Below are 24,753 nucleotides of genomic sequence, written 5' to 3'. Positions count from 1 at the left end.
CCGTGAGGGGCGGGCCCCTCGATGTCACGGACGACGGCACCGGCGCTGCCGGAGACGTGCTCACCCCGCTCCAGGTGCTGCGCTCGCTGGACAGCGGACCGCGCGGGCTGCTGGAGACCCGGGCCGAGGAGCGCCTGGCACGGCTCGGTGAGAACGTCCTTCCCGCCTGGCGTCCGATCTCCTGGCCCCGGCGCTTCCTGGGCAGCCTCCGGGACCCGTTCACCTCGGTGCTGCTCTGTCTGGGGCTGGTGTCGGCTCTCGTGACGGCGTGGGGAACGGCCTGCGTCATCCTCGTCCTCGTCCTCGTCAGCTGTCTGCTGCGCTCCGGCGAGGAACACCGCGCCGACCGCTCGACGGCCGCGCTGAGGGAGCTGGTCGCGACCACCGCGACCGTGTTGCGCCGTACGTCGGCCGATGCCGTGCCCCGTGCCCGTGAGGTTCCGGTGGCCGATCTGGTGCCGGGCGACGTGATCCGGCTCGGTCCGGGAGATCTCGTGCCCGCCGATGTCCGGCTGTTGCGCGCGAGTGGCCTCACCGTGCATCAGTCCGCGCTCACCGGAGAGTCCGCGCCGGTGCCGAAGCACCCGGTCGAGGCCCCGGAACCACCCGTGTCCCCCTCCGGCCCGTTCGCACAGCCGCACCTCTGTTTCCAGGGCAGCAGTGTGACCTCCGGCAGCGGTACGGCGGTCGTCGTCGCGACCGGCGGGGACACCCGGTTCGCCGCCGCCCATGACGGTCGCGCCCGCCGTCGGGCCACCAGTGCCTTCGACCGGTCGGTGCAGGGGATCTCCTGGACCCTGATCCGCTTCATGCTGCTGACACCGCCCCTGGTGCTCATGGCCAACGCGGCGCTGCGCGGCCGGGGTTTGGAGACCCTGCCGTTCGCCGTCGCCGTGGCCGTGGGCCTGACCCCCGAGATGCTGCCCGTCATCGTCACGACGACGCTGGCCCGGGGCGCCGCCCGGCTCGCCCGCACGAGCGGCGTCATCGTGAAGCGACTGCCCGCACTGCACGATCTCGGAGCGGTCGATGTCCTGTGCCTGGACAAGACGGGCACCCTGACCGAGGACCGGCCGGTCGTCGAGGGTTCGGTGGACGGGACGGGGCGGCCGGATCCCGAGGCGCTGCGCTGGGCCGCGGTCGGCGCGCGGTGGACTCTGGAACTCGCCGAACTGCCGGCTCCCGACGCACTGGACGAGGCGGTTCTCGACGCGGCGCAGGACGACGCGGAGGCGGGTGAGGACAGTTCACCGCTGTCCGAGTACGAGGGAGTGGCGGCGTTGCCGTTCGATCCGGTACGCCGTCTCGCCACCGCCGTGGTCCGTCGGCCCGGCCGCCCCGGGATCCACACGCTGGTCACGAAGGGGGCGGTCGAGGCCGTACTCGACCGCTGCGCACTGGAGGGACGGGAACGGGAACGGCTGCTCGCCCTCGCCGCCCGGGAAGCGGAGCGCGGGCTGCGGCTGCTCGCCGTGGCGCGGGCCGACCGTCCGGCCCGGACCGGCGCCTGCACACCGGCCGACGAGCGGGGGCTGACGTTCCTCGGCCTGGTCACCCTCAGGGACCTCCCGGCTCCCAGCGCCGCCGGCGCACTCGGTGTCCTGGCAGCGCGCGGCGTGGCCGTGAAGGTACTCACCGGCGACCATCCCGGTACCGCGTCCCGCGTCTGCCACGACCTGGGTCTGCGACCGGGCGACGTCGTGACGGCCGACCGGATCGATGGGCTGTCGGGCGAGGAACTGGCGCGGCTGGCGGGCCGTACCACCGTGTTCGCCCGGTGCACGCCTGAGCACAAGGCCCGCATCGTTGCGGCCCTGCGCGCGGGCGGGCACACCACCGGATTCCTCGGTGACGGCGTCAACGACCTCCCCGCACTGCACGCCGCGGACGTCGGCATCTGCCCCCGCAACGCGGTCGACGTGACACGGGAAGCGGCGGACGTCGTCCTGGCCGAGAAGGACCTCACGGCCATCGACCGGGCCGTGGTCGCGGGCCGCCGCAGCAGCGGGAACATCGCCACCTATCTGCGCGTCACGCTCTCCTCGAACCTCGGCAACGTCATCGCCATGCTGACCGCGGGGCTGCTGCTGCCCTTCCTCCCCATGCTCCCGGCGCAGGTGCTCGTACAGAACCTCTGCTTCGACGCGGCGCAGCTGGCGTTCGCGTTCGACCGGCCCGCGGCATCGGTCCTGCGCCGGCCCACCGTGCTGCGTCCCCGTGACTTCCTGCGCTTCATCACGGGCTTCGGGCTGCTCAACGCCGCCGCCGACCTCGCGACGTTCGGCGTGCTCGCGCTGGCCCTGGGCGACCCGTCGGCGCCGGACGACGAGAGCGCGTTCCATGCCGGGTGGTTCACCGAGAATCTGCTCACCCAGGCCCTGGTGATGGTGCTGCTGCGTACCGGGCGGACCACCGCCGAGCGCCGCGCCGGTGGACCGTTGCGTACGGCGGCGGCAGGACTGGCCGCCGTCGGAGTGCTGCTGCCCCTGACCCCGGTGGGCCCGCTGCTGGGCATGTCCGCCCTCCCGCCCCTCTACTACCTGCTGCTCGGCACGGTGCTGGGGCTGTACGCGGCAGGGTTGTCGGCGGCGCGCAGACGTGACGACCGCCACCGGGACGACCGCCGGCCGGACGGCAGCGAGCGCGGACGATCCGGGAGCACGGACTCCGACGGCCGGCCGGGGTGAGGGGGCGGCCGTCCCCACCCACCACCACGGTTGTACAGTTGCGCAATGCGGCAACTGTTGCCGTGCGGACGGAGAGAAGGGCGGGACCAGAATGTTGCGCAACGGCCTGGAGCCCTGGCATCTGCTGATCGTGGCCATCGTGCTCATCGTGCTTTTCGGATCGAAGAAGCTCCCGGACACGGCGCGCGCCCTGGGGAAGTCGATGCGCATCCTCAGGAGCGAGACCAGGGCCATGAAGGAGGAGGAGGCCCGGTGAGCCCCCGGCGCTCTCGTCCACCATCTTCACTTCATGACTTGCGCAATCAGGGAACCATGAGGACCGCACCGCACGTTCGCAGGAACGACGGCTGTACAGCACGGCGGAGCCGTGCGGATCGACGTGACACTGGAGGAATTCCATGGGTGTGACCCTGGCGAAGGGCGGCAACGTCTCCCTGTCGAAGGAGGCGCCCGGCCTGACCGCCGTGACGGTCGGACTGGGCTGGGACGTACGGACCACCACTGGCGCCGATCACGACCTCGACGCCAGTGCCCTGCTCTGCTCCGAGGCCGGAAAGGTCCTCTCCGACGCGCACTTCGTCTTCTACAACAACCTCAACAGCCCGGACGGTTCGGTCCGTCACACCGGCGACAATCTGACGGGCGAGGGCGAGGGCGACGACGAGTCCATCGATGTCGACCTGGCGGGGGTGCCGGCCGAGGTCGCGAAGATCGTGTTCCCGGTGTCGATCCATGACGCCCAGAGCCGCGGCCAGAGCTTCGGCCAGGTCCGCAACGCGTTCATCCGCGTGGTGAACCGGGCGAACGGCGTCGAGCTGGCCCGCTACGACCTCAGCGAGGACGCGTCGACCGAGACCGCGATGGTGTTCGGCGAGCTGTACCGGCACGGCACCGAGTGGAAGTTCCGCGCCGTGGGCCAGGGTTATGCCTCGGGGCTCGCGGGGATCGCCTCCGACTACGGCGTCAACGTCTGACGAGGCTCCCCCGCACCGTCCGTCCGCTCTCCGGACCCGGGAACCGGAACCGGAAACGACAGCCCGGCGCCCGTGCCTCATCCCGCGGAGAATCAGGCCTTCGGCCGGCACCGCCGGCCCTGCGCTCCGCGGCCGGCGAGCGGAACCGGACGGTGCGTTGCGCCCGGACGCCCTCACCCTCGTACGAACGGCCGACGGACACCTACTGCACGGACTCCGGACCGCTCTTGGTCCGCTCGCCCCGAGCCGTGGGTGTCCGGCCGTGCGGGACCGGACACCCACGGACCCCCGGCGTGGGAAACGTGCCGAGCCCGGCGACCTCGTAGCCGTCCCGGTACCCCTTGACCTCGGGGTTCCGGCGCGCGTAGTGCGGCGCCTTCCGCGGTGGCAGAAGCCGTACCGTACGGGCGCGCAGCCGCAGCGCGCCGTTGGTCAGCCGACGGGCGGCAGGGCTCGGCCGCCCGTACCGGAACGCCCGCAGCAGCGAATCGTCCAGGAGCGCGAGGCTGGCTCCGCGTACGACGGGCGCCAGCACGGCCGGATACCAGGAGCCCACCAGGGCCAGCGTGGCATCGGCGACCCTGCGGGCCCCCTCGTCCCAGCCGAAGTGCTCACGCTCGTACGCGTCGAGGGTTCGCTCGAAGTCCTCGTACGTGCGGGGCACGTCCTTGATCCCCAGGTGGGTGCCGAGCGTGCGGTAGTACGCCACGAAGGCACGGATCTCGTGGTCGCACAGCCTGCGCCAGCCATGGCTGTCGATCCAGCGTTTCGGAGTGACGACGAAGGTGCACAGAACGTAGCGCATGTCGTCATCACTGATGTCGTAGCTCCGGTGCATCTGGTTGATCCGGCGGATGGCGGTGCGTCCCTGTCCGGTGTCGAAGCCGTGCTCCACGACCGTGTCCAGGAGCAGGACGGTGTCGTCGTAGCGCTTCTGCGGACGGTCCGTCAGTTCGGCGGTCTCCGCGAGGAGCCGGCCGATGCTGGGGACGGCATACGTGCGGTAGAGGGCCAGTTCGAGTGCTCTGGTGATGTCCCAGGGGAACTCGTAGCAAGCGGTGAGGCGGTAGATCTCCAGGAAGTCCCGTTCCGGGTCGAGTCGCTGAATCTCCCTCAGCCTGTCGTACCTCTTCACCACGCTGTCCCCTCGTTCGGCCGGAGGTCCAACCTTACGCAGGGCTCGCGGTGGCGGCGCCGGTGTCCGCCCGCGTCCCCGCCGGCGCGGGAGCGCGGGCGGCGGCCCTCCCGTGTACTTGTCAGGGCCTCGACGACAGGGTTACCGAGTAGTTAAGGTGCGCCGACAGATCAAGCCGTCAGGGACGAGGGGGACGCTGTGGCCGGGACGGACGACATGGTCGCCGATGACGACGCGCTGCTTGTGCTGACCGCGGCGCTGCTCACCCCCGCGCGGTTCCCGAGCGTGCTCGGTGACGACTATGTCGCCGCGTGCCGGGCGCTCGCCCTCGAACCGTACGAGGAGGGCTACGGTCTGGTGCTCGGCCAGGACGGCACGGGCGCCCGCTGGACCGTGGTCGTCGAGGACGTCTCCCTGGTCGCGGTCGCCATCTCCGCCTGGGACTGCGGAATGGAGTACGACCTCTCCCCCGACGACCGCTCCGTGGTGTGCGCGCTGCCCGGCTGGCCGCTCGACGTGGCCGTCGCCGCTCCCGGTGTTCCGGCCCCGCACGACCCGCTGCCGGACCCGGCGGCGGAAGGGGGCGGCCCCGCCCCGCTGACACCGCCCGACACCGGGTCCTGGGGTCCGGCGCAGCGGCGTCTCGGGGCGGACGAGATCGCCGCGCGGTGGGTGGACTGGCGGGAACGGATCGACGACTCGGCGTTCGCCCGGCCCGGGGAGGGGCGGCCCGGGGAGACGGAGGGTGGCGGAGCGCGGAGCGGCGAGGCCGCAGCCGCCGCGTCTCGTACGGGGACGCCCGCTCCGGCCGGACACCGGGAAGCGGACGACGGGGGCCCGGGAACAGCCGAGGGCCCCGGAACAGAGGGGGCGGGCCTCCATTCCCTCCAGCACCCCGGTGTGCGCCGGGCACTGGAGGAGGCACGCGCCTATATCCGGACTCCACCGCCTCCCGGACGGATACGGTCCGCCTTCGCCACCGCCGACGCCCGCACCCTGCGTGCCGACGGGCCGGGGTGGTCGTTGGTGGCGAGGACGGACGACATCGCGTTCATCCTGCTGGACGAGACGCCCGGTGAGGTGCTGCCCGTGGGCCGTGGCCCCGAGTTGCCCGGTCTGCTGAAGGCCCTGGACGAACTGGCCGTGCGCCCGTCCTGACCTCCCCGGCCCCGGGGGTCAGCGGCCGATCCGCTTGCGGCTGACCCCGCGCAGTCTGCGCCGCTGGGACGGGTCAAGCATCAGATAGCCCACGACGGGCACTCCGATCAGCACCAGCAGCGCCCACCAGAACCCGATGAGGGGCCACAGGATGGCTGCCGCGACAACTCCCCCGATGGCGATCTTCGCACCGTTCGACATGGTCCACGCCTCCTTCGCGGCCGAAGCCGCTCCCTGCTGTGTGAACGCCTGTACGCGCTGATCGGTTCCACATCGCGGCCCGCGTCTACCGCAGCGGTTCGCCGACCTCGTGCATATGGGTCAGCGCCTGCCGGTAGGACTCGATGAGTCCGGTCTCCGCGTACCGCATGCCGATGCCCTCGCAATGGGCCTTGACCAGCGGCTGGGCCAGTCGCAGATGAGGGCGCGGCATGCTCGGGAAGAGGTGGTGCTCGATCTGGTAGTTGAGACCGCCGAGGAACCAGTCGGTGAGGAAGGCACCGCGCACATTGCGCGAGGTCAGGACCTGTCGCTGCAGATGGCCCCAGCGGTCGCCGTCCGGGTCGGGCATCTCCATGCCCTTGTGGTTCGGCGCGAAGGCCATGCCGAGGTGGAGACCGAACAGTGCGTGGTGCACCAGGGCGAAGACGACGGCCTTGCCGAGGGACATCGTGCTCAGGAGCAGGGTGGCGTACAGCGCGAGGTGCGCGATCAGCAGCAGACCGGAGAGGGCCCGCTCCTTGACGGGCTGACTCCGCAGGAACTGGAAGCCGGAGATCTTCAGGGCGATGCCTTCGAGCAGGAGCATCGGGAAGAAGAGCCGGGCCTGGTTACGGGTGAGCCAGCGGGCGAATCCCTCGCGCTGGGCCGCCTGCTTCTGGGTCCAGACGAGGGCGCCGACGCCGACGTCGGGGTCCTTGTCGATGTGGTTGGGGTTGGCGTGGTGACGGACGTGCTTGTCGTTCCACCACGCCTCGTTCATGCCGAGGAGCAGATTGGCGTGGAAGAGCCCGATGATCCGGCTCTTCCCGCGGTCACCGGTGATCTGGGCGTGCCCCGCGTCGTGCCCGTAGAAGGCGGTGCGGCTCCACAGGATCGCCAGCGGCAGCGTGAGGAGCAGTGCCCACCAGGTGTCGCCCAGGAGGACGAGGCCGGCGATCACCCCTGCCAGGGCGGTCAGATTGGCCGCGATACCCGCGCTGTACCAACCGGTCCGGCGGTCCAGGAGTCCTTGTCCCCGGACGGCCCGCAGGAGTGGGGCGAAGTCGCTTCCCGAGCCGGCCGGTCCGGGGCCCGGCGCCCCCGCGCCCGGCTCTTCCGGACTTCCGCTCGCCCCGCCCGGGGAGCCGGCGGCGCTCACCTCACCGGCGACGCTCACATCGTTCGCGGCACTCGCGACACCCACCTCGCACGCGGTGCTCGCAGCGTCTGCGGAGGTCGCGTCACTTCCCGTGCTTCCGGAACTCTCCGATCCGTCACGGGTGTGCTCCGCAACGGTGGCTATCGCCTGGGGCATGACGTCTCCGGTCTCTGGGCATGTGCGCTGACCTCATGAAACGTACGGATTGGGGACCCGCGGCAGCCATGGCGCCACCACCCCGGACATCCGGGGGGCTGCCCCCGTGTCCCAAGGTGGTGCTGGCTGCACCACAGACCTCCGGAAGGCAGGAAAATGAGACCTGGATCACGGCACGGAGTTGCCGCAGTGGACTCCGGGTGGAGTACCCTCGGCGACCCCGGACCCACTAGTCAAATTTGAGGAATCTGACATCGCTGTGCACAGGCACCCTGCGGAAACGCTTTCCGAGATCTCTGAACTGTCCCGCTGCTCCGCAGTCTTCCTCCCCGCGGATCCGGCCCGTACCGGCCTGATCGCGTTCTGGAACCCGGACGGTAGCACCCCGCCCGGCTCTCCCGGGATTTCGCGGGAGCTGACCGTGGTCGGAGCCGACGCCCGGCCCTTCTCCGTACCCGCGCTGCACATGCCCGTCCGGGATGCTCTCGCGGTACTCACCCGGGCCCGGGTGACCGCTCACGCCTCCCCCTCGGCCGTCTTCTGGGGCGCCGCCGGGATCCTCGCCCTTCAACTCGCCGCCCGTGGGCTGCTGCTGCCGGGACTCAGCCCCACGGACCACGACGCCTGGCGGACCGGGCCGCTCGCGGCGGAGGATCTCGAACGGATCCGGGCGCTGGCGGCGTCCATGCCTCCCACCGCCCATGCGGTGCCGCTCGACGCCGGCTCCGGCACCAGCGCGGGCGATCCCCTTCTGCTGCCCGAGCCCGAGCGGCTGCTGCGCGCGTTCCTGGACGCGGTGGCCGACGCGCTGCCCCGGACGCCCGCCGCCACGTTCGCCGCGGCAGGGCCGGCCTTCGCGGCCGACGAGCCGCAGCGTGTCCCCGCTCTGCGCGGCTGGGCGGCCGATGTGGCGGCCGGACACGACGCGGGCGTAAGGCTCTCCCTGCGGATCGAGGTGTCGGGGCTGGCCGTGCCGGAAGCCGCGACGGACTCCTCCGGTGCCGGGCCGTCGTTCCGTGCCGTTCTGCAGATCCACAGCGTCAGCGACCCCACGCTGGTCGCCGACGCGGCCGAGGTGTGGGCGGGCAGCACACCGGCCGCCGCGGCCTTCGGCCCGCGCGCCCGGATGGACGCCCTGCTCGCCCTGCGCCGCGCCGCCCGAGCCTGGCCGCCGCTGGCCCCCCTGCTGTCGGCAGCGGTGCCGGACTCCGTCGAGCCCGCCGACGAGGAGATCTCCGAACTGCTGGGGCCCGCCTCACGGGCACTCGCCGCGACGGGCGTCCAGGTGCACTGGCCGAGGGAACTGGCCAGGAAGCTCACCGCGCGTGCGGTGATCGGACCTTCCGGCCAGGAGCACGGCCAGGACGGGCCCGAGGACGGCGGACCTGCCCCCGCCCGCACCGGGTCCGACACCCCCTCGTTCCTGTCCGCCGACGCGCTGCTGGCCTTCAACTGGTGGTTCGCCCTGGGCGACCAGGAGCTGAGCCGGGCGGAGCTGGACCGGCTCGCGGAGTCCAGCAGGCCGGTCGTGCGGCTGCGCGACCAGTGGGTGCTGATCGACCCCGAGGAGGCCCGGCGGGCACGCGAGTCCCAGGACCGCAAGGTCACCCCCATCGACGCGCTGGGGGCCGTGCTCACCGGGTCCACCGAGGTGGACGGCCGCCGGGTCGAGGTCGCCGCGACGGGGTGGCTGGAGGGGCTGCGGGAGCGGCTCGCCGATCCGGAGTCGGGCGGACAGCGGACGATCGGTCAGCCGGCCGCGCTCGCCGCCACCTTGCGCGACTACCAGTTGCGCGGGCTGAACTGGCTGAACACCATGACCTCGCTCGGACTCGGCGGATGCCTCGCCGACGACATGGGGCTCGGCAAGACCATCACCCTGATCGCGCTGCACCTGCACCGCCAGAGCGACCCGGAGGCGGCCGGGCCGACCCTGGTGGTGTGCCCGACGTCCCTGATGGGCAACTGGCAGCGGGAGATCGAGAGGTTCGCCCCCGGCACCCCGGTACGGCGCTTCCACGGCGCGGCACGCTCGCTGGACGGGCTCGGTGACGGCGGGTTCGTCCTCACGACCTACGGCACGATGCGACTGGACACCGCCCGGCTGGCCGGAACGGACTGGGCAATGGTGGTCGCCGACGAGGCGCAGCATGTCAAGAATCCGCATTCGGCGACGGCGAAGCAGTTGCGGACGATCGGCGCGCGGGCCCGCGTCGCGCTCACCGGCACCCCGGTGGAGAACAACCTCTCCGAGCTGTGGGCGATCCTCGACTGGACGACGCCGGGGCTGCTCGGCCGCCTCGGCACGTTCCGCAACCGGTACGCGGCGGCGGTCGAGGGCGGCAACGATCCGGCGGCCGCCGACCGCCTCGCGGCGCTCGTGCGCCCGTTCCTGCTGCGGCGCCGCAAGTCCGACCCGGGCATCGCGCCCGAACTGCCGCCCAAGACGGAGACCGACCGTGCGGTGTCGCTGACGGCGGAACAGGCCGGACTGTACGAGGCGGTGGTGCGCGAGACCCTGGCGGAGATCTCCGGGTCCGACGGATTCGCCCGGCGTGGGCTCGTCATGAAGCTGCTGACGTCGCTCAAACAGATCTGCAACCACCCGGCGCAGTACCTCAAGGAGGAGCGGCCGAGGATCGCGGACCGTTCGGGGAAGGTGGAGCTGCTGGACGAACTCCTCGACACGATCCTGGCCGAGGAGGCGAGCGTGCTGGTGTTCACCCAGTACGTACAGATGGCCCGCATCCTGGAGGAGCATCTGGCGGCACGCGGGGTGCCCACCCAGTTCCTGCACGGCGGTACGCCCGTCGCGCGGCGGGAGGAGATGGTCGGCCGGTTCCAGTCCGGCGAGGCCCCGGTCTTCCTCCTCTCCCTGAAGGCGGCCGGCACCGGCCTCAACCTGACCCGGGCCGAGCATGTGGTCCACTTCGACCGCTGGTGGAACCCGGCGGTCGAGGCACAGGCGACGGACCGCGCCTACCGGATCGGCCAGACCAGGCCGGTCCAGGTGCACCGGCTCATCGCCGAAGGCACCATCGAGGACCGGATCGCCGAGATGCTGGCCCGCAAGCAGGGGCTCGCGGACGCGGTGCTGGGCTCGGGCGAGGCGGCCCTGACCGAACTGACCGATGCGGAACTGGCCGATCTGGTCCAGCTGCGAGGGGGCGCACGATGAGCCACGCCTACGGGAACGACGCGTACGGGAGCGACGTGTACGGGAACGACGCCTACGACGAGGACCGGAGCAGCGAACTGAGCGAGGAACCGGGCGACGAGCCCAACGACGGTCAGGGCCACGGTGAGCCCTACGGGCACCACGACGGGGCCGGACACGGACAGGGTGCTGACGGACGTGGCGGTCCCGAGCGCACGTTCGCGGCTCTGCCGCCGGCGCAGGGACGCGGATTCGCGTCGTCCTGGTGGGGCCAGGCCTGGCTGAAGGCACTGGAGGACACGGCGCTCGACGCTGAGCAGCTCAAGAAGGGACGTCGGCTGGCCAGGGAGGGCAAGGTCGGTGCGGTCTCCGTACGGCCGGGCCGGATCACGGCCGTGGTCCAGGACCGGGACGGGACGCCGTACCGCAGCGATGTGCTGCTCCAGCAGCTGAGCGGGGAGGAGTGGGACCGCTTCCTGGACATGGCCGTCGACCGGGCGGGGCACATCGCGGCGCTGCTCGACCGGGAGATGCCCCCGCATCTGGTGGAGGACGCGGCGGCGGCCGGGGTGGACCTGCTGCCGGGCATCGGCGACCTGGAACCGGAGTGCGGCTGCGAGGCGTGGGACCACTGCCCGCACTCGGGTGCGCTGTGCTACCAGGTGGCGCGGCTGCTGGACCAGGACCCGTTCGTACTGCTGCTGATGCGGGGGCGCGACGAGCGGCGGCTGCTGGACGAGCTCCAGGTGCGCAGTGCCGCACGCGCGGTCCGCGATGCCCGCGGCGAGCCGTCGGACACCGCGGACCGGGGTGGCACCGGAGCACGCCGGGGCGTGCCTGCCGAGGAGGCCTACGCGGGCGTGGTCCCGCCGCTCCCGGAGCCCCCGCCGGTCCCCTCGGAACCGGGCCTTCCGCCTTCCCTGGACACGGAGACCGAGCCGGCACCGGGTCTCGATCCGACGGCTCTGGAGCTGCTGGCGACGGACAGCGCCGCACGGGCCCACCGGATGCTGCTGGACGCCCTGGCGCCGGGGCACGAACACCAGCCGCTGCCCGCCGAGCTGACGCCGCACCAGGACGCCGTACGACTGGCCGCCGAGACCGCGCCCGAGTCGTGGATCGCCACCCGGCTCGCGACGGGCTCCGGCCGCCGGCGGGCGGAGCTGGACGCCGCCGTACGTGCCTGGCGGTACGGCGGGAGCGCCGCGCTCGCGGTGCTGGAGGAGGAGTGGGACCCGGACCCGGAGTCCCTGGCACGGGCTCAGGCGCAGCTCGCCGGAGCCTGGGAGGAGGGCGAACGGCCACCGCTGCGGGCCGGGCGTGCCCGGTGGACGGTGACGGGCGCGGACGTCCAGCTCCGGTACGGGCGGGACGGACGCTGGTGGCCGTACCGCAAGGACCGGGGCCGCTGGGTTCCGGCCGGTCCGGCGGACGACGACCCGGCGGGGGCCCTGGCCGCCTCCCGGGCCGACGCCTGACGCGGGGGGGCGCGCTCCTTCGTGCACCGCCCCGGCGGACGTGCGCCGCCCCTGCGGACGTACACGGGGCCGGCGGCACGCGGGGCCAGGTTCGTCATGTGGTGCCCCCGCGTTCAGCTCGATGTCACCGGGAGTTGCGCGTGGGGGCAGAACCTGACGTCGCCGAAGAACCTTTGTGCCCCTGGAGGCCCCATGTCCGCGCGTGTTGTCCGTCGTACCCTTGCCGTCGGGCTGCCGCTCGCCCTGCTGTCCACGCTCGGTGTCGCCGCCACCGCCGCCACCGCCACCGCCGGTCCGCAGGAGCGCCACGGACACCACGAGCGTCCCGACCGGACCGCGCGGATCACCGGCAGCGCCGTGCTGGGCGACATCCCGCTCGCCGGCTTCAGCAACGGTCTGCTGCCCGGCACGGTCCGGGACGACCGCGATGTGCGGCTCGGCGGCATCGGGAGCGACATCTACCCGGCCGGCCGCAAGGGCGAGTTCTGGACGGTGACGGACCGCGGGCCGAACGGCCAGATCAAGGTCGACGGAAAGAAGCGCCGCACGTTCCCCGTGCCGGGGTTCGATCCGGCGATCGTGAAGATCCGGGTCGGCGGCAAGCGGGTCGAGGTCCTGAGCGCCATCCCGCTCACGACCCGGTCCGGCGCCCCGGTCACCGGGCTGCCGAACCAGCGGAGCCGCGACGAGGCTCCCTACACCTACGACGCGACCACGCCGCTGACGTACAACCCGAACGGTCTCGACACCGAGGGCATCGTCCGTGCGGCGGACGGCTCGTTCTGGCTGGTGGACGAGTACGGTCCCTCGCTCGTCCATGTCTCCTCGCGCGGCCGTGTGCTGGCCCGCTACGTACCCGAGGGCCTGCGGCTGAGGGGCGCCGAGTACCCGGTGGTCGAGGCGCTTCCCGGAGTGCTGCTGCACCGCAAGGTCAACCGGGGCTTCGAGGGGCTGGCCCTGCTGCCCGGCGGGGATCTGGTGATGGCGGTGCAGAGCCCGCTCTCGCTGCCCGACGAGGACGCGGGCGAGGGCTCGCGCAATGTCCGGCTGCTGCGCTTCTCGACGAAGAAGCACGCGGTGACCGCCGAATACGCCTACAGGTTCGACCCGGTCGAGGTCGTCGACCCGGGCGAGGACGACACCTCCGAGCTGAAAATCTCCTCGGTCGTCGCCCTGGACCGGAACACGCTTCTGGTCGAGGAGCGCACCGACAGGGCGGCCCGGCTGCACCGGGTGACGCTCCCCCGCGGCTCCGGCATCCTGGGTTCGTCCTGGGACGACCCGAAGAGCTCGCCCTCGTACGAGGAACTGACGGACCCTGCGGCGGCCGGGGTGCGGGTGCTGCGCAAGCGCCTGGTCGTCGACCTCGGTACGGTCCCCGGCATCCCCGGCAAGATCGAAGGTGTGGCGGTCACGGGCCGGAGCACTCTCGCGCTCATCAACGACAACGACTTCGGGATGACGGACGGCGCCGAAGCCTTCGACGCGAACGGACGGCTGGTCGACAGCGGCATCGAGACATCGGTGACGTCCCTCAAGCTGCCTCGCCCGCTCAACGGATGAACGACTGAACCACTCGCACAGCTGACCGGCCGAACGGCCGGATCGCTCAACGCGCGGCGATCGCCGGGCCCGACTCTCAGCAGGTGTATCCCTGCTGAAGGTCGCGCCCGGCGATCGCCGTGCTGCCGCCCGCCCCCTCCGGCCCACGCGCGCCGTCTTCCGCCACCTGCGCAACGGCCGTACCGTAGGCTCCCGCCGGACGCTCGGCCGTACATCGGACAGCGCCTCGCGGTCATCGGGCATGAGGTTCGAGGATTCATGGGGTGCCGACTCACCAGGGGTGACGTCACGGGGTGCTCGTCGCGTCCGTCCGGGACCCAGCCCACGCCCGAGCCCGAGTCAGCCCGAGACAGGAGCTCGCACAGCGATGAGTGACCCCAGGATTCTGACCGTACGACCGCGCGAGGACGAGTACGCCTGGACGTTCGGCGGCGCCGCTCCGGTGGCACGGATCGAACCGGGCACCTTCCTCGACCTGTACACCGAGGACTGCTTCGCGGGTCGGGTGCGCTCCGAGAGGGACCTGGTGTCGCAGGTGTGCGAGTTCCCGTTCCTCAATCCGCAGACGGGCCCCTTCCACGTGGTGGGGGCCGAGCCGGGCGACACCGTGGCGGTGCACTTCGTGTCGATCGAACCGGCCAGGGACTGGGCCGCCTCGACGACCGTGCCGTTGTTCGGGGCGCTGACCTCCACGCATGCCACGGCCTCGCTCCAGGCCCCGCTGCCCGAGGTGGTGTGGATGTGGCAGTTGGACCGGGCCCGGCGGACCTGCCTGTTCAGCGCCAGGGACAGCGACATCCAGGTGGAGCTGCCGATGGACCCCATGCACGGCACGGTGGGTGTCGCCCCGGCCAACCTGGAGGTCCGCTCCGCCCTGGTGCCGGACGCGCACGGCGGCAACATGGACACGCCGGAGATGCGGGCCGGGGTGACCTGCTATCTGGGCGTCAACGTCGAGGGCGCGCTGCTCAGTCTGGGCGACGGGCACGCCCGTCAGGGAGAGGGTGAGACCTGCGGAGTCGCCGTGGAGTGCGCGATGAACACCGTGGTACTGGTCGAACTGCTGAAGGGTCTCGCCACCCCGTGGCCGCGGATCGAGTCCGACACCCATCTGATGTCCACCGGCTCCGCCCGGCCGCTCGAAGACGCCTTCCGGATCTCCCAGTTGGACCTCGTACGATGGCTGGCCCGCGACTACGGCTTCTCCGAACTCGACGCGTACCAACTGGTCGGCCAGGCCGGTGAGGCACCGCTGGCCAACGTCTGCGACACCAACTACACCTGCGTGGCCAAGATCCGCAAGGAATGGCTGCCCGCCGGGGAACCGAATCGCGGTCTCCATCGTCATCTCCGGGAGACAGCCTCGGTGTTGCCACGGTCCTGATCCTGTGTCACCGTCCCGTCCTCCCCAGGAGTGCCGATGCACCGCAGAAGGATTCTTCAGGGCGCCGCCGTCACCGCCGCGGCGGCGTTGCTGCCCGCCTCGGTCCGGGCGGTCGCCGCCTCGACCGCCGAGACGGACTACCCGGGGGCGAACTGGGCTCCCGCCTCCACGTCCAACTACACCGTCTCGACACGGCCTTCGGCATATCCGGTCGACTTCGTCGTCATCCATGTCACGCAGGAGACGTTCAACGAGACGATCGGCATCTTCCAGAACCCGGCGAAGAAGGTCTCCGCCCACTACGTGGTGCGTTCGGGCGACGGGTACGTGGCCCAGTGCGTACGGGAGCGGGACATCGGCTGGCACGCGGGCAACTGGGACTACAACACCCGCAGCATCGGCATCGAGCACGAGGGCTGGGTCGACCAGCCCGCCTACTTCACCGACGCGATGTACGAGCGGTCGGCGAAGCTCACCGCGGACATCTGCGACCGCCATGGCATCACGAAGGACCGGGCCCACATCATCGGCCACCACCAGGTCCCGGGCAGCGGCCACACGGATCCCGGCGCCCACTGGGACTGGGTCCGCTACATCCGCCTCGTGAATCTCGCCTGACCCACCTGCCCCACAGCCTCCCCGCCTCGGCCCACCTGTCCGGCGGACCGCGAGAATGACTCTCCGCGCCGAGGTTGTCACGGAGGTGGACCGGGGTAACGATGGGGCGCGACACCCATGGACGGGAGGGTGAGTTGACGGACCCCTGGGCGGCCCTGGCACCCGACACGGACCCCGGCGAACGGCTCGGCGCACTGCACCGTGCGCACGAGGTGTTCACCTCGGCGGGCCGGATGGAGCGGCCGGTACGTTCCGTGGTGGCCGAATCATGGCGCCGCTCGGCGCGGGCCAGGGTCAGCCCGGACGGGGCGGCCCTGATGGAACTCGGTGCCGAGGAGCTGATTCCCTATCGCGAGGCCCACCCGCTGGCCCGTGCCATGCCGGTGATCCGCGAGCTGATGAGCACGTACGCGACGGACGGGGAGCACCTGCTCGCGGTCTGCGACTCGCACGGCAGGCTGCTGTGGGTCGAGGGACACGCGGCGACCCGACGGCGCGCCGGGCTGATGGACTTCGCGGAGGGCGCCCGGTGGGCGGAGTCCGTGGCGGGGACGAACGCGCCGGGGACCGCCATCGCGCTGGACCGGCCGGTCCAGGTGTTCCGCGCCGAGCACTTTCTGCGGCCGGTGCAGCAGTGGACGTGTGCCGCGGCCCCGCTGCACGACCCGCGGACCGGGCGGGTGCTGGGCGCCGTGGACATCACGGGCGGAGACCGGCTGGCACACCCGCACAGCCTGGCGTTCGTCCAGGCCGTGGCGCGTGCGGCCGAGTCGCAACTGGCGCTTCTGGCACCGCCGCCGGCCGGCGAGTCCGTGCGGCTCGGGGCACTGGGACGGGACGAGGCCGTGCTCGTCTCCCAGGGCCGGAAGATCCGTCTCAGCAGGCGTCACAGCGAGATCCTGGTGGCGCTGGCCCGCCATCCCGAAGGCGTCGGAGGCGACGAACTGCTGGTCGAGCTGTACGAGGACGAGTCGGTGACTCCGGTGACCCTGCGGGCCGAACTCTCCAGGCTGAGGCGGCTGCTGGGGCCCGATCTGCTGCGCTCCCGGCCGTACCGGATCGCCGCCCCTATGGACGCCGATTTCGACACGGTGGCGCGGCTGCTGGGTTCCGGGGCGGTGGCCGCCGCGCTGGGTGCGTACGCGGGACCGCTGCTGCCGGGTTCGCAGTCCCCCGCCGTGGTCCGGCTGCGCCGGCGGCTCGCCGACCAGCTGCGGGCGGCACTGATCGCCCGGGGCGATCCGGGGCTGCTCGCCGACTGGGCGTACAGCCCGTGGGGCGAGGAGGACCTGCCGGTGTGGCGGGCCCTCGCCGAAGCGGTGCCGGCCGAGCGGCGGGCCCCGCTGCTGGCCAGGGTGCGCGGGCTCGACACGGAGCAGGGCGGGTGACGGCCGAGATCGTCTCCCCCCGGCACGGGGGCCCGCCTCCGGCCGCCGCGGGGTGCCCGGCCCCGGTGGTCGTGGGGTGGTGCCCCGTCGCTTGCCGGAGCGGGATGCAACGACCCTGCAACGTCGCGTTCCCTAGCCTCGCGCCGAGGGCCGTCCAACGGCGGGCGGCACCGGATCCGGGAGGCCACAGAGATGACCCGTTACGCTGCGCCGGGCACCGAGGGCGCCATCGTCTCGTACGAGTCGCGCTACGACCACTGGATCGGCGGCGCGTACGTCCCGCCGACCCGCGGCCAGTACTTCGAGAACCCGAGCCCCGTCAACGGCCGCCCGTTCACCGAGATCGCCCGTGGTACCGCTGAGGACGTCGAGCTGGCCCTGGACGCGGCGCACGCCGCGGCACCCGGCTGGGGGGCGACCTCCGCGGGCGACCGCGCCCTGGTCCTGAACCGGATCGCCGACCGGATGGAGGCCCATCTGGAGGAGCTCGCGGTCGCCGAGAGCTGGGAGAACGGCAAGCCGGTGCGCGAGACGCTGGCCGCCGACATCCCACTGGCCATCGACCACTTCCGGTACTTCGCGGGTGCGCTGCGCGCCCAGGAGGGCTCGCTCAGCGAGCTCGACGACGACACCGTCGCGTACCACTTCCACGAACCGCTGGGCGTGGTCGCACAGATCATTCCGTGGAACTTCCCCATCCTGATGGCCACCTGGAAACTCGCCCCGGCGCTCGCCGCCGGCAACGCGGTCGTGCTCAAGCCGGCCGAACAGACCCCGGCGTCCATCCACTTCTGGCTCGCACTGGTGGCCGACCTGCTCCCGCCCGGCGTCGTCAACATCGTCAACGGCTTCGGCGCGGAGGCCGGCAAGCCGCTCGCGTCCAGCCCCCGTGTCGCGAAGATCGCGTTCACCGGTGAGACCACGACGGGGCGGCTGATCATGCAGTACGCCTCCGAGAACATCAAGCCGGTGACTCTGGAGCTGGGGGGCAAGTCACCGAACATCTTCTTCGACGACGTGTCCTCGTCGAGCGACGACTTCCTGGACAAAGCCCTGGAAGGGTTCACCATGTTCGCCCTCAACCAGGGTGAGGTGTGCACCTGCCCGTCGCGCGCGCTGATCCAGCGCGGGCACTACAACGAGTTCCTGGAAGCCGGCATCGCCCGGACCGAACAGATCGTGCCGGGGCACCCCCTGGACACCGACACCATGATCGGCGCCCAGGCCTCCAACGACCAGTTGCAGAAGATCCTGTCGTACCTGGACATCGGGCAGCAGGAGGGCGCGAAGATCCTGACCGGTGGTCAGCGTATCGAGCACGGCGGCGAGCTGGAGGGCGGCTACTACGTCCAGCCGACGATCTTCGAGGGTGACAACCGGATGCGGGTGTTCCAGGAGGAGATCTTCGGCCCGGTCGTCGCGGTGACGTCCTTCACCGACTTCGACGACGCGATCGCCACGGCCAATGACACGCTCTACGGCCTCGGCGCGGGCGTGTGGACCCGTGACGTCAACACCGCATACCGGGCGGGCCGCGCCATCAAGGCGGGCCGGGTCTGGACGAATTGCTACCACGCGTATCCGGCGCATGCCGCGTTCGGCGGATACAAGCAGTCGGGCATCGGCAGGGAGAACCACAAGATGATGCTGGAGCACTATCAGCAGACGAAGAACCTCCTGGTGTCATACTCGCCGAAGAAGCTGGGCTTCTTCTAAGGGCATGAGAAAAGGTGCCTGACCTGGGATTTCACCGGTCAGGCACCTGTCGCTCGGCAGGGAAACAACCAAGAGTGATTCACGTGGAAACTCCCAGTTCATCCCACACCTATCCCACTGCAGACCAGGTGTTCCGGTCTATTCCCGGTCCAAGCTGGCTCACTCGAGCGGAGCTTCGCCTCGACTGACGCGGTCCCACTCCTTCATCGACTGTTCAATGAGGCGGTTGGCGTGCTCCTGGAGGCCGTCGAGGAACTTGGTGTAGAAGCGGAACAGCACCTCGATGCTCTGGCCCGCTCGACGAGCACACTCCGCAGGATCCACACCCGAGTAGAGCCAGAAGGAGATTCCAGCGTGCCGCAGGTCATACGGTCGTTTGGCCAGACCGGAGGCCAGTTCGACCCGGGTGAAGACGTTCTTCCGAGCTCTCGACCACGTCATGCCGTACGCAGCAGCGTCCACGTAGTTCCCTGCCCCGTTCCGGAACAACCGCCCGTCCGTTGCCACGCCGAAGCGCTCGATGTGCGCGCGTAGTGTGCGGACGAACTGCGGGGGACGCCGGCGTATGCCTCGATGCCGGCCGTGCCCGACAGTGTGGTCTCCCGGGTGATGCCAGGCAGTCCGGTGAGTTTGACCGGCTTGTCCCCGAACTTCCGCTGGCCGCCGGGCCCGGACAGGTTCGGCCGGTAGAACACGTCGCCGTTCTTGCGGAACACCTTGTCCGGCAGGTTGTCACCGTTGACGTCCTGTAGGGCCAGCAGGCCGTCGGACACCCCCGCGTTCGCCCCGACCTTCACCCCGGCGGAACCGGACTTGACGGGCGCGACCGGGTTGTAGCCGACGTAGAGGTACCCGCCCGCGCCGACCGTCGTGCTCGACGACAGGGCGCTCGCCTCCCCCTCCCGGATGTTGACGCCGAGGCCGTCGTCAGGGACCGTCCAGTCGGCGGCGGGAGCGAACGCGGTGTAGGCGCCCGCCTGGTCCCGCACGTCGTCGAAGTAGTCGAACCGGTGGGTGTTGAAGAGCTTGTTGTCCTCACCGAACTGCGATACCGACTCCAGCAGCGTCCTCGCGAACGCCCCGGTGCGGTAGTCGAGTTCGTAGGCGCGGATCAGCTGGTCGTCGAGCTTCACCTCGACCCGGCGCAGCAGGTCCGCGGTGACCCGCTTGAAGCCGTACCGTGCGTCGATCTGGACGTCGCCGCGTCGCGGCTCGTCCCGCTCACGGTCCCGGACGAAGGTGACCGAGTAGCGGCCCTCGGTCTCGCCGCGCCCGGTGTAGGTGATGCGCTTCGGGTACAGCGTGTACCCCATGACGGTGGACTTGGCGACCCCGCCGTCGTCGACCCGGACGTGGTGGTAGCGCAGCAGGTTGTCGTGCCCGTCGCGTACCTCGCGCGCCGCCCACACCGCGATATTGCCCGCCGTGTCGGCGAGCGTGGTGTTCTCGGCCCCTCCGTAGACGGTGCGGGTGCCCTGCCGGTCGGTGACCTCCCACCAGTAGTCCGACGGCTTGCCGCCGTGCCGGACGATCCGGTCGAAGCGGCCCTCGACACGGGAGTGGAACACCTTCTCCGCAGACCGTGCCTTAAGTTCCCCGCGGTGCGCCACCGGGGTGAGCTGCTCTCCGTTGAGCAGGTACGTCTCGGTTTCCTTGTCCGCGTCGTAGCGCGGCACGCCCCATCGTGTGTCCACCGTGATCGAGGGTGTGCTGACGTCCCAGCCGGCTCCGGTCCAGCCATTGCCGGCCGCCGAGCTGTAGGCGATCGACAGATCGGGCTGTATGCCACTGCGCCCCTTGGGCACCTCGAACGGGTACGCCAGCCGTGCGTCGCCCGCGCTGTTCGCCCCGGGCGCCTCGATCAGGTTCACTCCGGCGCCTGGGTCAGCAGCTTTGATGTCCTTGATCTGGTTCGGGTTGAACGACGTGCCCTCCGGTCCCTCCGGTCCGGTGGCCGCCGTCCCCGCGTCCGGGCCAGCCACGACGCTGCGGAATCGATCGATCGAGGTCATGGCGGACATGACGAGCGCCATGGCCAGGATGAGGATCACGCCGACCCTGCAGCGGAACTTGCGCCGAACAGTCATCAAAGAGCCCCCACACCGTCAGATGTCCCCCGGACCACGACTGCCCTGACGGCCGCGGTCCCCAACTCGTACCGAACGCTAGATTGCGTGCCGGGTTGTGTCCGTACAGGTCTTTCTCGTCAGAACCGGTCCGTGCGGTCACGATCCGACAACGGGCGCTCCCCATCGGACTCCTGCGTCGTCAGCCCAGCTCGGCGACCAGGCCTCGCAACACGTGGCCCGGCGTCCCCACGGTCATGTATTCCCTGCTCGCGACCGGTGGCGCGAGAAACCCGCCCCCGCCGCCCGCCGTTAGGCACGGTCACCGGCCCAGCTGGCAAACCCTCATCGAGCGCGAGCAAGCCGTTGGACCCAGCACTCCCGTACGGGGGCTTCGAGCCCGATTCACCGGCCCATACATGGGCCGGCAACAGCACACCCCTGGTTTCCGCCATGCTGAACTTGTTCCTCGTTTCAGGCCCGAGCCGCCTTCGCACCCGAAATCCCCCAACTCCCCTGCAATCAGGGGCTGGAGACCTGCAGGGCCCTGTAACCTCAGCGGCAGAGAATGCCCGTGGGCTCCGCCCCCGGTACTCCGGGACCGTTCGCGTGACAGACCTCAGTCCTTGCCACGCGCGTCTTTGTGCAGGACGGGGAAGGAGCATCCGGTGGCCCTCCTCCCCACAACTGCCGACGCGACCCCGGTGGACTCCCCACGTATGCACCCGACCCCCGCCTCCGGCCCTGCCCTGACCCACCAACCATGCCTCCGGGCACTGCAATCCGGATGAAGTATCGATGAAATGCGAGGTGGCAGTGAGTGTGAGCGACGGCGCCGCAGCGGGCGGCAGTACTTCTGGGCGCCTTCGCGTCGAGGTGCTCGGCCCACTCTCCGCGCGGCGGGGTACCGCATCACTGGACATCGGGCCTGTGCGGAGGCAGGCCGTTCTGGCCATGCTGCTCCTGAGAGGAGGCGGAACCGTCAGCCGGGAACACCTGCTCGACAGCGTGTGGGGCACCCGCCCGCCGGCCTCCGGCCGTCGCGTGCTGCCGAGCTACGTCTACCCGCTGCGCAAGGCGCTCGACCCGCAGGGAACCGGCCCGAAGACCTCCGTGATCCGCGGTGACGGCAGCGGATACCGCTTCGTCCTCGACGACACCGACCTGGACACGGCTGACCTACGTGCTCACACGGATGCGGGACGGCTGGCCAAGGACACGGGCGACCTCGCCACCGCCACCGACAGGTTCACCGCCGCACTCGCCCTGTTCAGGGGAGAGCCGCTGGCCGGCCTGCCCGGCCCGTTCGCCCAGGCCGAACGCCAGCAGTTCTCGCAACGCCGCAGCGTGCTCCAGGCCGAGAGACTGGAATGCCTCATCGGACTCGGGTGCGCCAGCGACGCGTTGGACGAACTGGCGGCTCTGACTCTGTCCGACCCCCTCAACGAACTACTGTCCGCCCTGCACATGCGCGCCCTGTACGCGGTCGAGCGGCAGGACGAGGCACTGAAGGTGTTCGAGGCCACGCGTGTGCGGCTCGCCGAGGAACTCGGGGTCAGTCCCGGCACGCAGCTGCGGCGAGTCCACGAGGCGGTCCTGCGACGCGACGACGCGTTCCTCCTCGACCCCGCACCGGCCCGCCCCGTCAGGGCGCGGCGGGTCGTGAACGATCTGCCCGGAGCAGCGGGGCAGATCACCGGACGCACCGAGGAACTGGGCAGGCTCACTGCACCTTGCCCGTCCGGGTCGGTTTCGGTCATGACGGTGGACGGCACTGCGGGCGTCGGCAAGACCACGCTCGTCCTCCAGGCCGCCCATCAGTTGTGCGGCGGATACCCGGACGGCAGCCTCTACGTGGACCTGCAGGCGTACAGCGAGGGCCGGCAGAGCCTCGCTCCGGAACGCGCGCTGAGGAGGCTGCTGCGGTCCCTGGGGGAACCCAGCGAGGAGGCCGACGACCTCGACGAACTCACTGCGGCGTGGCGCACTGCGACGAGTTCGTTGCGGCTTCTGCTGGTGCTGGACGACGCCGCCAGCGCCCGGCAGGTCGGGCCGCTGCTCCCGGCCGGGCCGGGCTGCCGTGTTCTGGTCACCGGCCGCCGCCGGCTGGCAGACCTTGATGCCGACCTCAGGATCACCCTGGAGCCGTTGGAAACAGGCGGTTCGGTGTCGCTCCTGGGGCGGCTGGCGGGGAAGGAGCGTGCCGAGTGCGAGCCGGAGGCGCTGCTCGCACTGGCCCGGTTGTGCGACGGGCTGCCCCTGGCCCTGCGGATCGTCGGGGCACGGCTGCAGACCCGGCCCACGTGGACGCTGGCGTACATGGTGGAACGCATGGCCGGTGACGAAGGCCGGATAGGTGAACTCAGCGCCGGGGACCGCAGCGTGGAGGCCGCGTTCCGTCTCTCCTACGAGCAGCTCCCGCCCTCGTTGCGGCACGGATTCCGTGTCCTGGGGATCGCGCCCACGGCCGAGATCGACCGGCTGGGCACAGCAGCCATGCTGGGCTGCCCGGCCGGCGACGCGGAGGAGGTGCTGGAGGGTCTGGTCGACGCCAGCCTGCTCCAGCAGCCGGGCCCGGGCCGCTACCGCCTCCACGATCTTGTCAGGACCCACGCCCGGCGGCTAGCCCACTCCGTACCTGCGGAGGAGGCCTCGGCCCGCACCGCCGTGCTCCGTCTCTACCTGGACGCGGCCCGCATCGCCAGCGACTGGGGCCCGCTGGATTCCCCACCGGACCGCAGCCGTCCGGCACACCCTTCTCGGACTGGAAGGAGGCGGAGAAGTGGCTGGACGCAGCGGGCACACAGCTGCCCGACGTCGTGGCCTACGCCGCGGCGCTCGGGGACGCGGATCACGCTTGCTGGATCGCCGAGGCCCTGAGCGACTACCTGCTGCGCCGCGGGCGTTATCACGAGTACCGCAGCGTCGTGGAGACCGCGCTCGCCCTTGCGGATGAGACGAGCGACCGGCGGATGGCCGGTGCCCTGCGCAACTGCATGGGGGCGATCGACTGCTACCAGGGGAGGTTCGCGGAGGCCCGCACCTGGTTCACCGCGGCCCTTCGGATCAGCCGGCAGGGCGCGCAGGCACGTGAGGAGGCCTTCGCCCTGACCGGACTGGGAATCACCGATCTGGGATTGGGCCGGAATGAGGACGCGGCCCCCAACCTGGTCGCAGCGGTAGCCCTGGCCGAGGCGGAAGGCGACCGCTGGGTCGCCGGACTGTCGCTCGGCACACTCGGCATGATGCACCTCCGCCAGGAGAACAACGGCGCAGCGCTGGACTGCCTCGGCCGCGCCTACCTCCACGCCGAGGCCGGCGGGATACCCCTCCTGGTGAGCCGGGCCCTGTGCGGCATCGCGGACGTCCAGCTCGTCCTGGGCCGCCACGACGCGGCAAAGGACATGTTCCGCCGCGCCCTGGACCTGATCTCCCAGAACTCCGACAGGGTGTTGCAGGCGCTCCTGCTGGCCCGGCTGGGTTCGGCGGAGGAAGGCGTCGGCGATGTGGACGGCGCGCTCGCCCGCCATCACGAGGCACTCGCCCGGCACGGCCTGCTCGATCCGTCGGCGGAACCGTATTGCTACGGGCTGGAGATGGACATCCGCTGCCGGCTCGGTCAGACGTACGCGACGACAGGGCGCCTCCGTGAGGCACGCGAACAGTTCCGGGCTGCCCTTGCCGTACCCGGCGCCGAAACCCACGTCCTCGAACACGCACGGGCCGAAGCGGGCCTCGGTGCCTGCGGACTGCATGACCTGTCCGTGATGTGACCATGGAAACCACTCTGATGAACCATGGCGCCCAACGCCATGCCGTCACCAGTGAAAGAGTCAGGCGCTCGGCCAGGACAGCCCGGGCCGGGACGCCGCTGACGTTCACCTCCTACTTCAAGATGGACTCTGGCCACGAT

Annotated in this window: 18 protein-coding genes; 13 read left to right on the top strand and 5 right to left on the bottom strand. The window is 71.1% G+C overall.

Annotation, left to right across the window (positions count from 1 at the left end; all coding sequences use genetic code 11):
- Positions 1-2 precede the first annotated feature (2 nt).
- From mgtA to ABT170_RS20205, 3 genes are all read left to right on the top strand, one after another.
- Positions 3-2,687, top strand: coding sequence for a magnesium-translocating P-type ATPase (gene mgtA, locus ABT170_RS20215; protein WP_351869145.1), 2,685 nt, complete (start codon positions 3-5; stop codon positions 2,685-2,687).
- 91 nt (positions 2,688-2,778) lie between these two features.
- A complete protein-coding gene (gene tatA / locus ABT170_RS20210; protein WP_351869142.1) occupies positions 2,779-2,943 on the top strand; it encodes a Sec-independent protein translocase subunit TatA in 165 nt (54 codons plus the stop codon).
- A 142-nt stretch (positions 2,944-3,085) separates the two neighbouring features.
- A complete protein-coding gene (locus ABT170_RS20205) occupies positions 3,086-3,661 on the top strand; it encodes a TerD family protein (protein ID WP_329941484.1) in 576 nt (191 codons plus the stop codon).
- Positions 3,662-3,863: 202 nt separating this feature from the next.
- On the opposite strand, the gene ABT170_RS20200 is transcribed toward ABT170_RS20205, so the two are convergent.
- On the bottom strand, positions 3,864-4,799 hold the full coding sequence (locus ABT170_RS20200) for an oxygenase MpaB family protein (RefSeq protein ID WP_351869139.1): 936 nt from the start codon (positions 4,797-4,799) through the stop codon (positions 3,864-3,866).
- Positions 4,800-4,994: 195 nt separating this feature from the next.
- On the opposite strand from ABT170_RS20200, the gene ABT170_RS20195 reads away from it, so the two are divergent.
- Positions 4,995-5,954, top strand: coding sequence for a hypothetical protein (locus ABT170_RS20195; RefSeq protein ID WP_351869136.1), 960 nt, complete (start codon positions 4,995-4,997; stop codon positions 5,952-5,954).
- 18 nt (positions 5,955-5,972) lie between these two features.
- Here the strand turns inward: ABT170_RS20195 and ABT170_RS20190 are convergent, their stop codons facing one another.
- Positions 5,973-6,155 carry a tail-anchor membrane protein gene (locus tag ABT170_RS20190; RefSeq protein ID WP_329941481.1) on the bottom strand — a complete coding sequence of 61 codons (183 nt, stop codon included), beginning with the start codon at positions 6,153-6,155 and terminating at the stop codon, positions 5,973-5,975.
- Positions 6,156-6,240: 85 nt separating this feature from the next.
- Positions 6,241-7,314, bottom strand: a complete 1,074-nt coding sequence (locus tag ABT170_RS20185; RefSeq protein WP_351869356.1) for an acyl-CoA desaturase — start codon at positions 7,312-7,314, stop codon at positions 6,241-6,243.
- Positions 7,315-7,729: 415 nt separating this feature from the next.
- Between ABT170_RS20185 and ABT170_RS20180 the strand changes: the two genes are divergently transcribed.
- The 7 genes from ABT170_RS20180 (at position 7,730) to exaC (ending at position 18,774) form a co-directional block, all read left to right on the top strand.
- The gene (locus ABT170_RS20180) at positions 7,730-10,648 is read left to right on the top strand and encodes an SCO1167/SCO6262 family helicase (protein WP_351869133.1); all 2,919 of its coding nucleotides are present in this window, start codon (positions 7,730-7,732) and stop codon (positions 10,646-10,648) included.
- A complete protein-coding gene (locus tag ABT170_RS20175; RefSeq protein WP_351869131.1) occupies positions 10,645-12,105 on the top strand; it encodes an SWIM zinc finger family protein in 1,461 nt (486 codons plus the stop codon). Before ABT170_RS20180 ends, ABT170_RS20175 begins: the two co-directional genes overlap by 4 nt.
- 192 nt (positions 12,106-12,297) lie before the next feature.
- Complete coding sequence (locus ABT170_RS20170) at positions 12,298-13,668, top strand: esterase-like activity of phytase family protein (RefSeq protein ID WP_351869128.1); 1,371 nt, start codon at positions 12,298-12,300, stop codon at positions 13,666-13,668.
- Between the two features lie 367 nt (positions 13,669-14,035).
- Positions 14,036-15,052, top strand: coding sequence for an acetamidase/formamidase family protein (locus ABT170_RS20165; RefSeq protein WP_329941477.1), 1,017 nt, complete (start codon positions 14,036-14,038; stop codon positions 15,050-15,052).
- A 36-nt stretch (positions 15,053-15,088) separates the two neighbouring features.
- Positions 15,089-15,670 carry an N-acetylmuramoyl-L-alanine amidase gene (locus ABT170_RS20160; RefSeq protein ID WP_351869124.1) on the top strand — a complete coding sequence of 194 codons (582 nt, stop codon included), beginning with the start codon at positions 15,089-15,091 and terminating at the stop codon, positions 15,668-15,670.
- A gap of 134 nt (positions 15,671-15,804) precedes the next feature.
- Positions 15,805-17,058 carry a GAF domain-containing protein gene (locus tag ABT170_RS20155; protein ID WP_351869121.1) on the top strand — a complete coding sequence of 418 codons (1,254 nt, stop codon included), beginning with the start codon at positions 15,805-15,807 and terminating at the stop codon, positions 17,056-17,058.
- A 192-nt stretch (positions 17,059-17,250) separates the two neighbouring features.
- On the top strand, positions 17,251-18,774 hold the full coding sequence (exaC, locus tag ABT170_RS20150; RefSeq protein ID WP_329941474.1) for an acetaldehyde dehydrogenase ExaC: 1,524 nt from the start codon (positions 17,251-17,253) through the stop codon (positions 18,772-18,774).
- Between the two features lie 159 nt (positions 18,775-18,933).
- Here the strand turns inward: exaC and ABT170_RS20145 are convergent, their stop codons facing one another.
- On the bottom strand, positions 18,934-19,236 hold the full coding sequence (locus tag ABT170_RS20145; RefSeq protein WP_351869118.1) for a site-specific integrase: 303 nt from the start codon (positions 19,234-19,236) through the stop codon (positions 18,934-18,936).
- Complete coding sequence (locus ABT170_RS20140) at positions 19,212-20,861, bottom strand: SpvB/TcaC N-terminal domain-containing protein (protein WP_351869115.1); 1,650 nt, start codon at positions 20,859-20,861, stop codon at positions 19,212-19,214. The genes ABT170_RS20145 and ABT170_RS20140 overlap by 25 nt, the downstream gene beginning before the upstream one ends.
- Before the next feature lie 933 nt (positions 20,862-21,794).
- Between ABT170_RS20140 and ABT170_RS20135 the strand changes: the two genes are divergently transcribed.
- Positions 21,795-23,720: an AfsR/SARP family transcriptional regulator gene (locus tag ABT170_RS20135; RefSeq protein WP_351869112.1), complete on the top strand. Its 1,926-nt coding sequence runs from the start codon at positions 21,795-21,797 to the stop codon at positions 23,718-23,720.
- A complete protein-coding gene (locus ABT170_RS20130; protein ID WP_351869109.1) occupies positions 23,660-24,613 on the top strand; it encodes a tetratricopeptide repeat protein in 954 nt (317 codons plus the stop codon). Before ABT170_RS20135 ends, ABT170_RS20130 begins: the two co-directional genes overlap by 61 nt.
- Positions 24,614-24,753 lie beyond the last annotated feature (140 nt).

The sequence above is a fragment of the Streptomyces sp. NPDC001787 genome, assembly GCF_040297465.1.
GTDB lineage: Bacteria > Actinomycetota > Actinomycetes > Streptomycetales > Streptomycetaceae > Streptomyces.
Note: the sequence above shows the minus strand (reverse complement) of the source record. Positions and strands in the feature narration are given on the sequence as shown.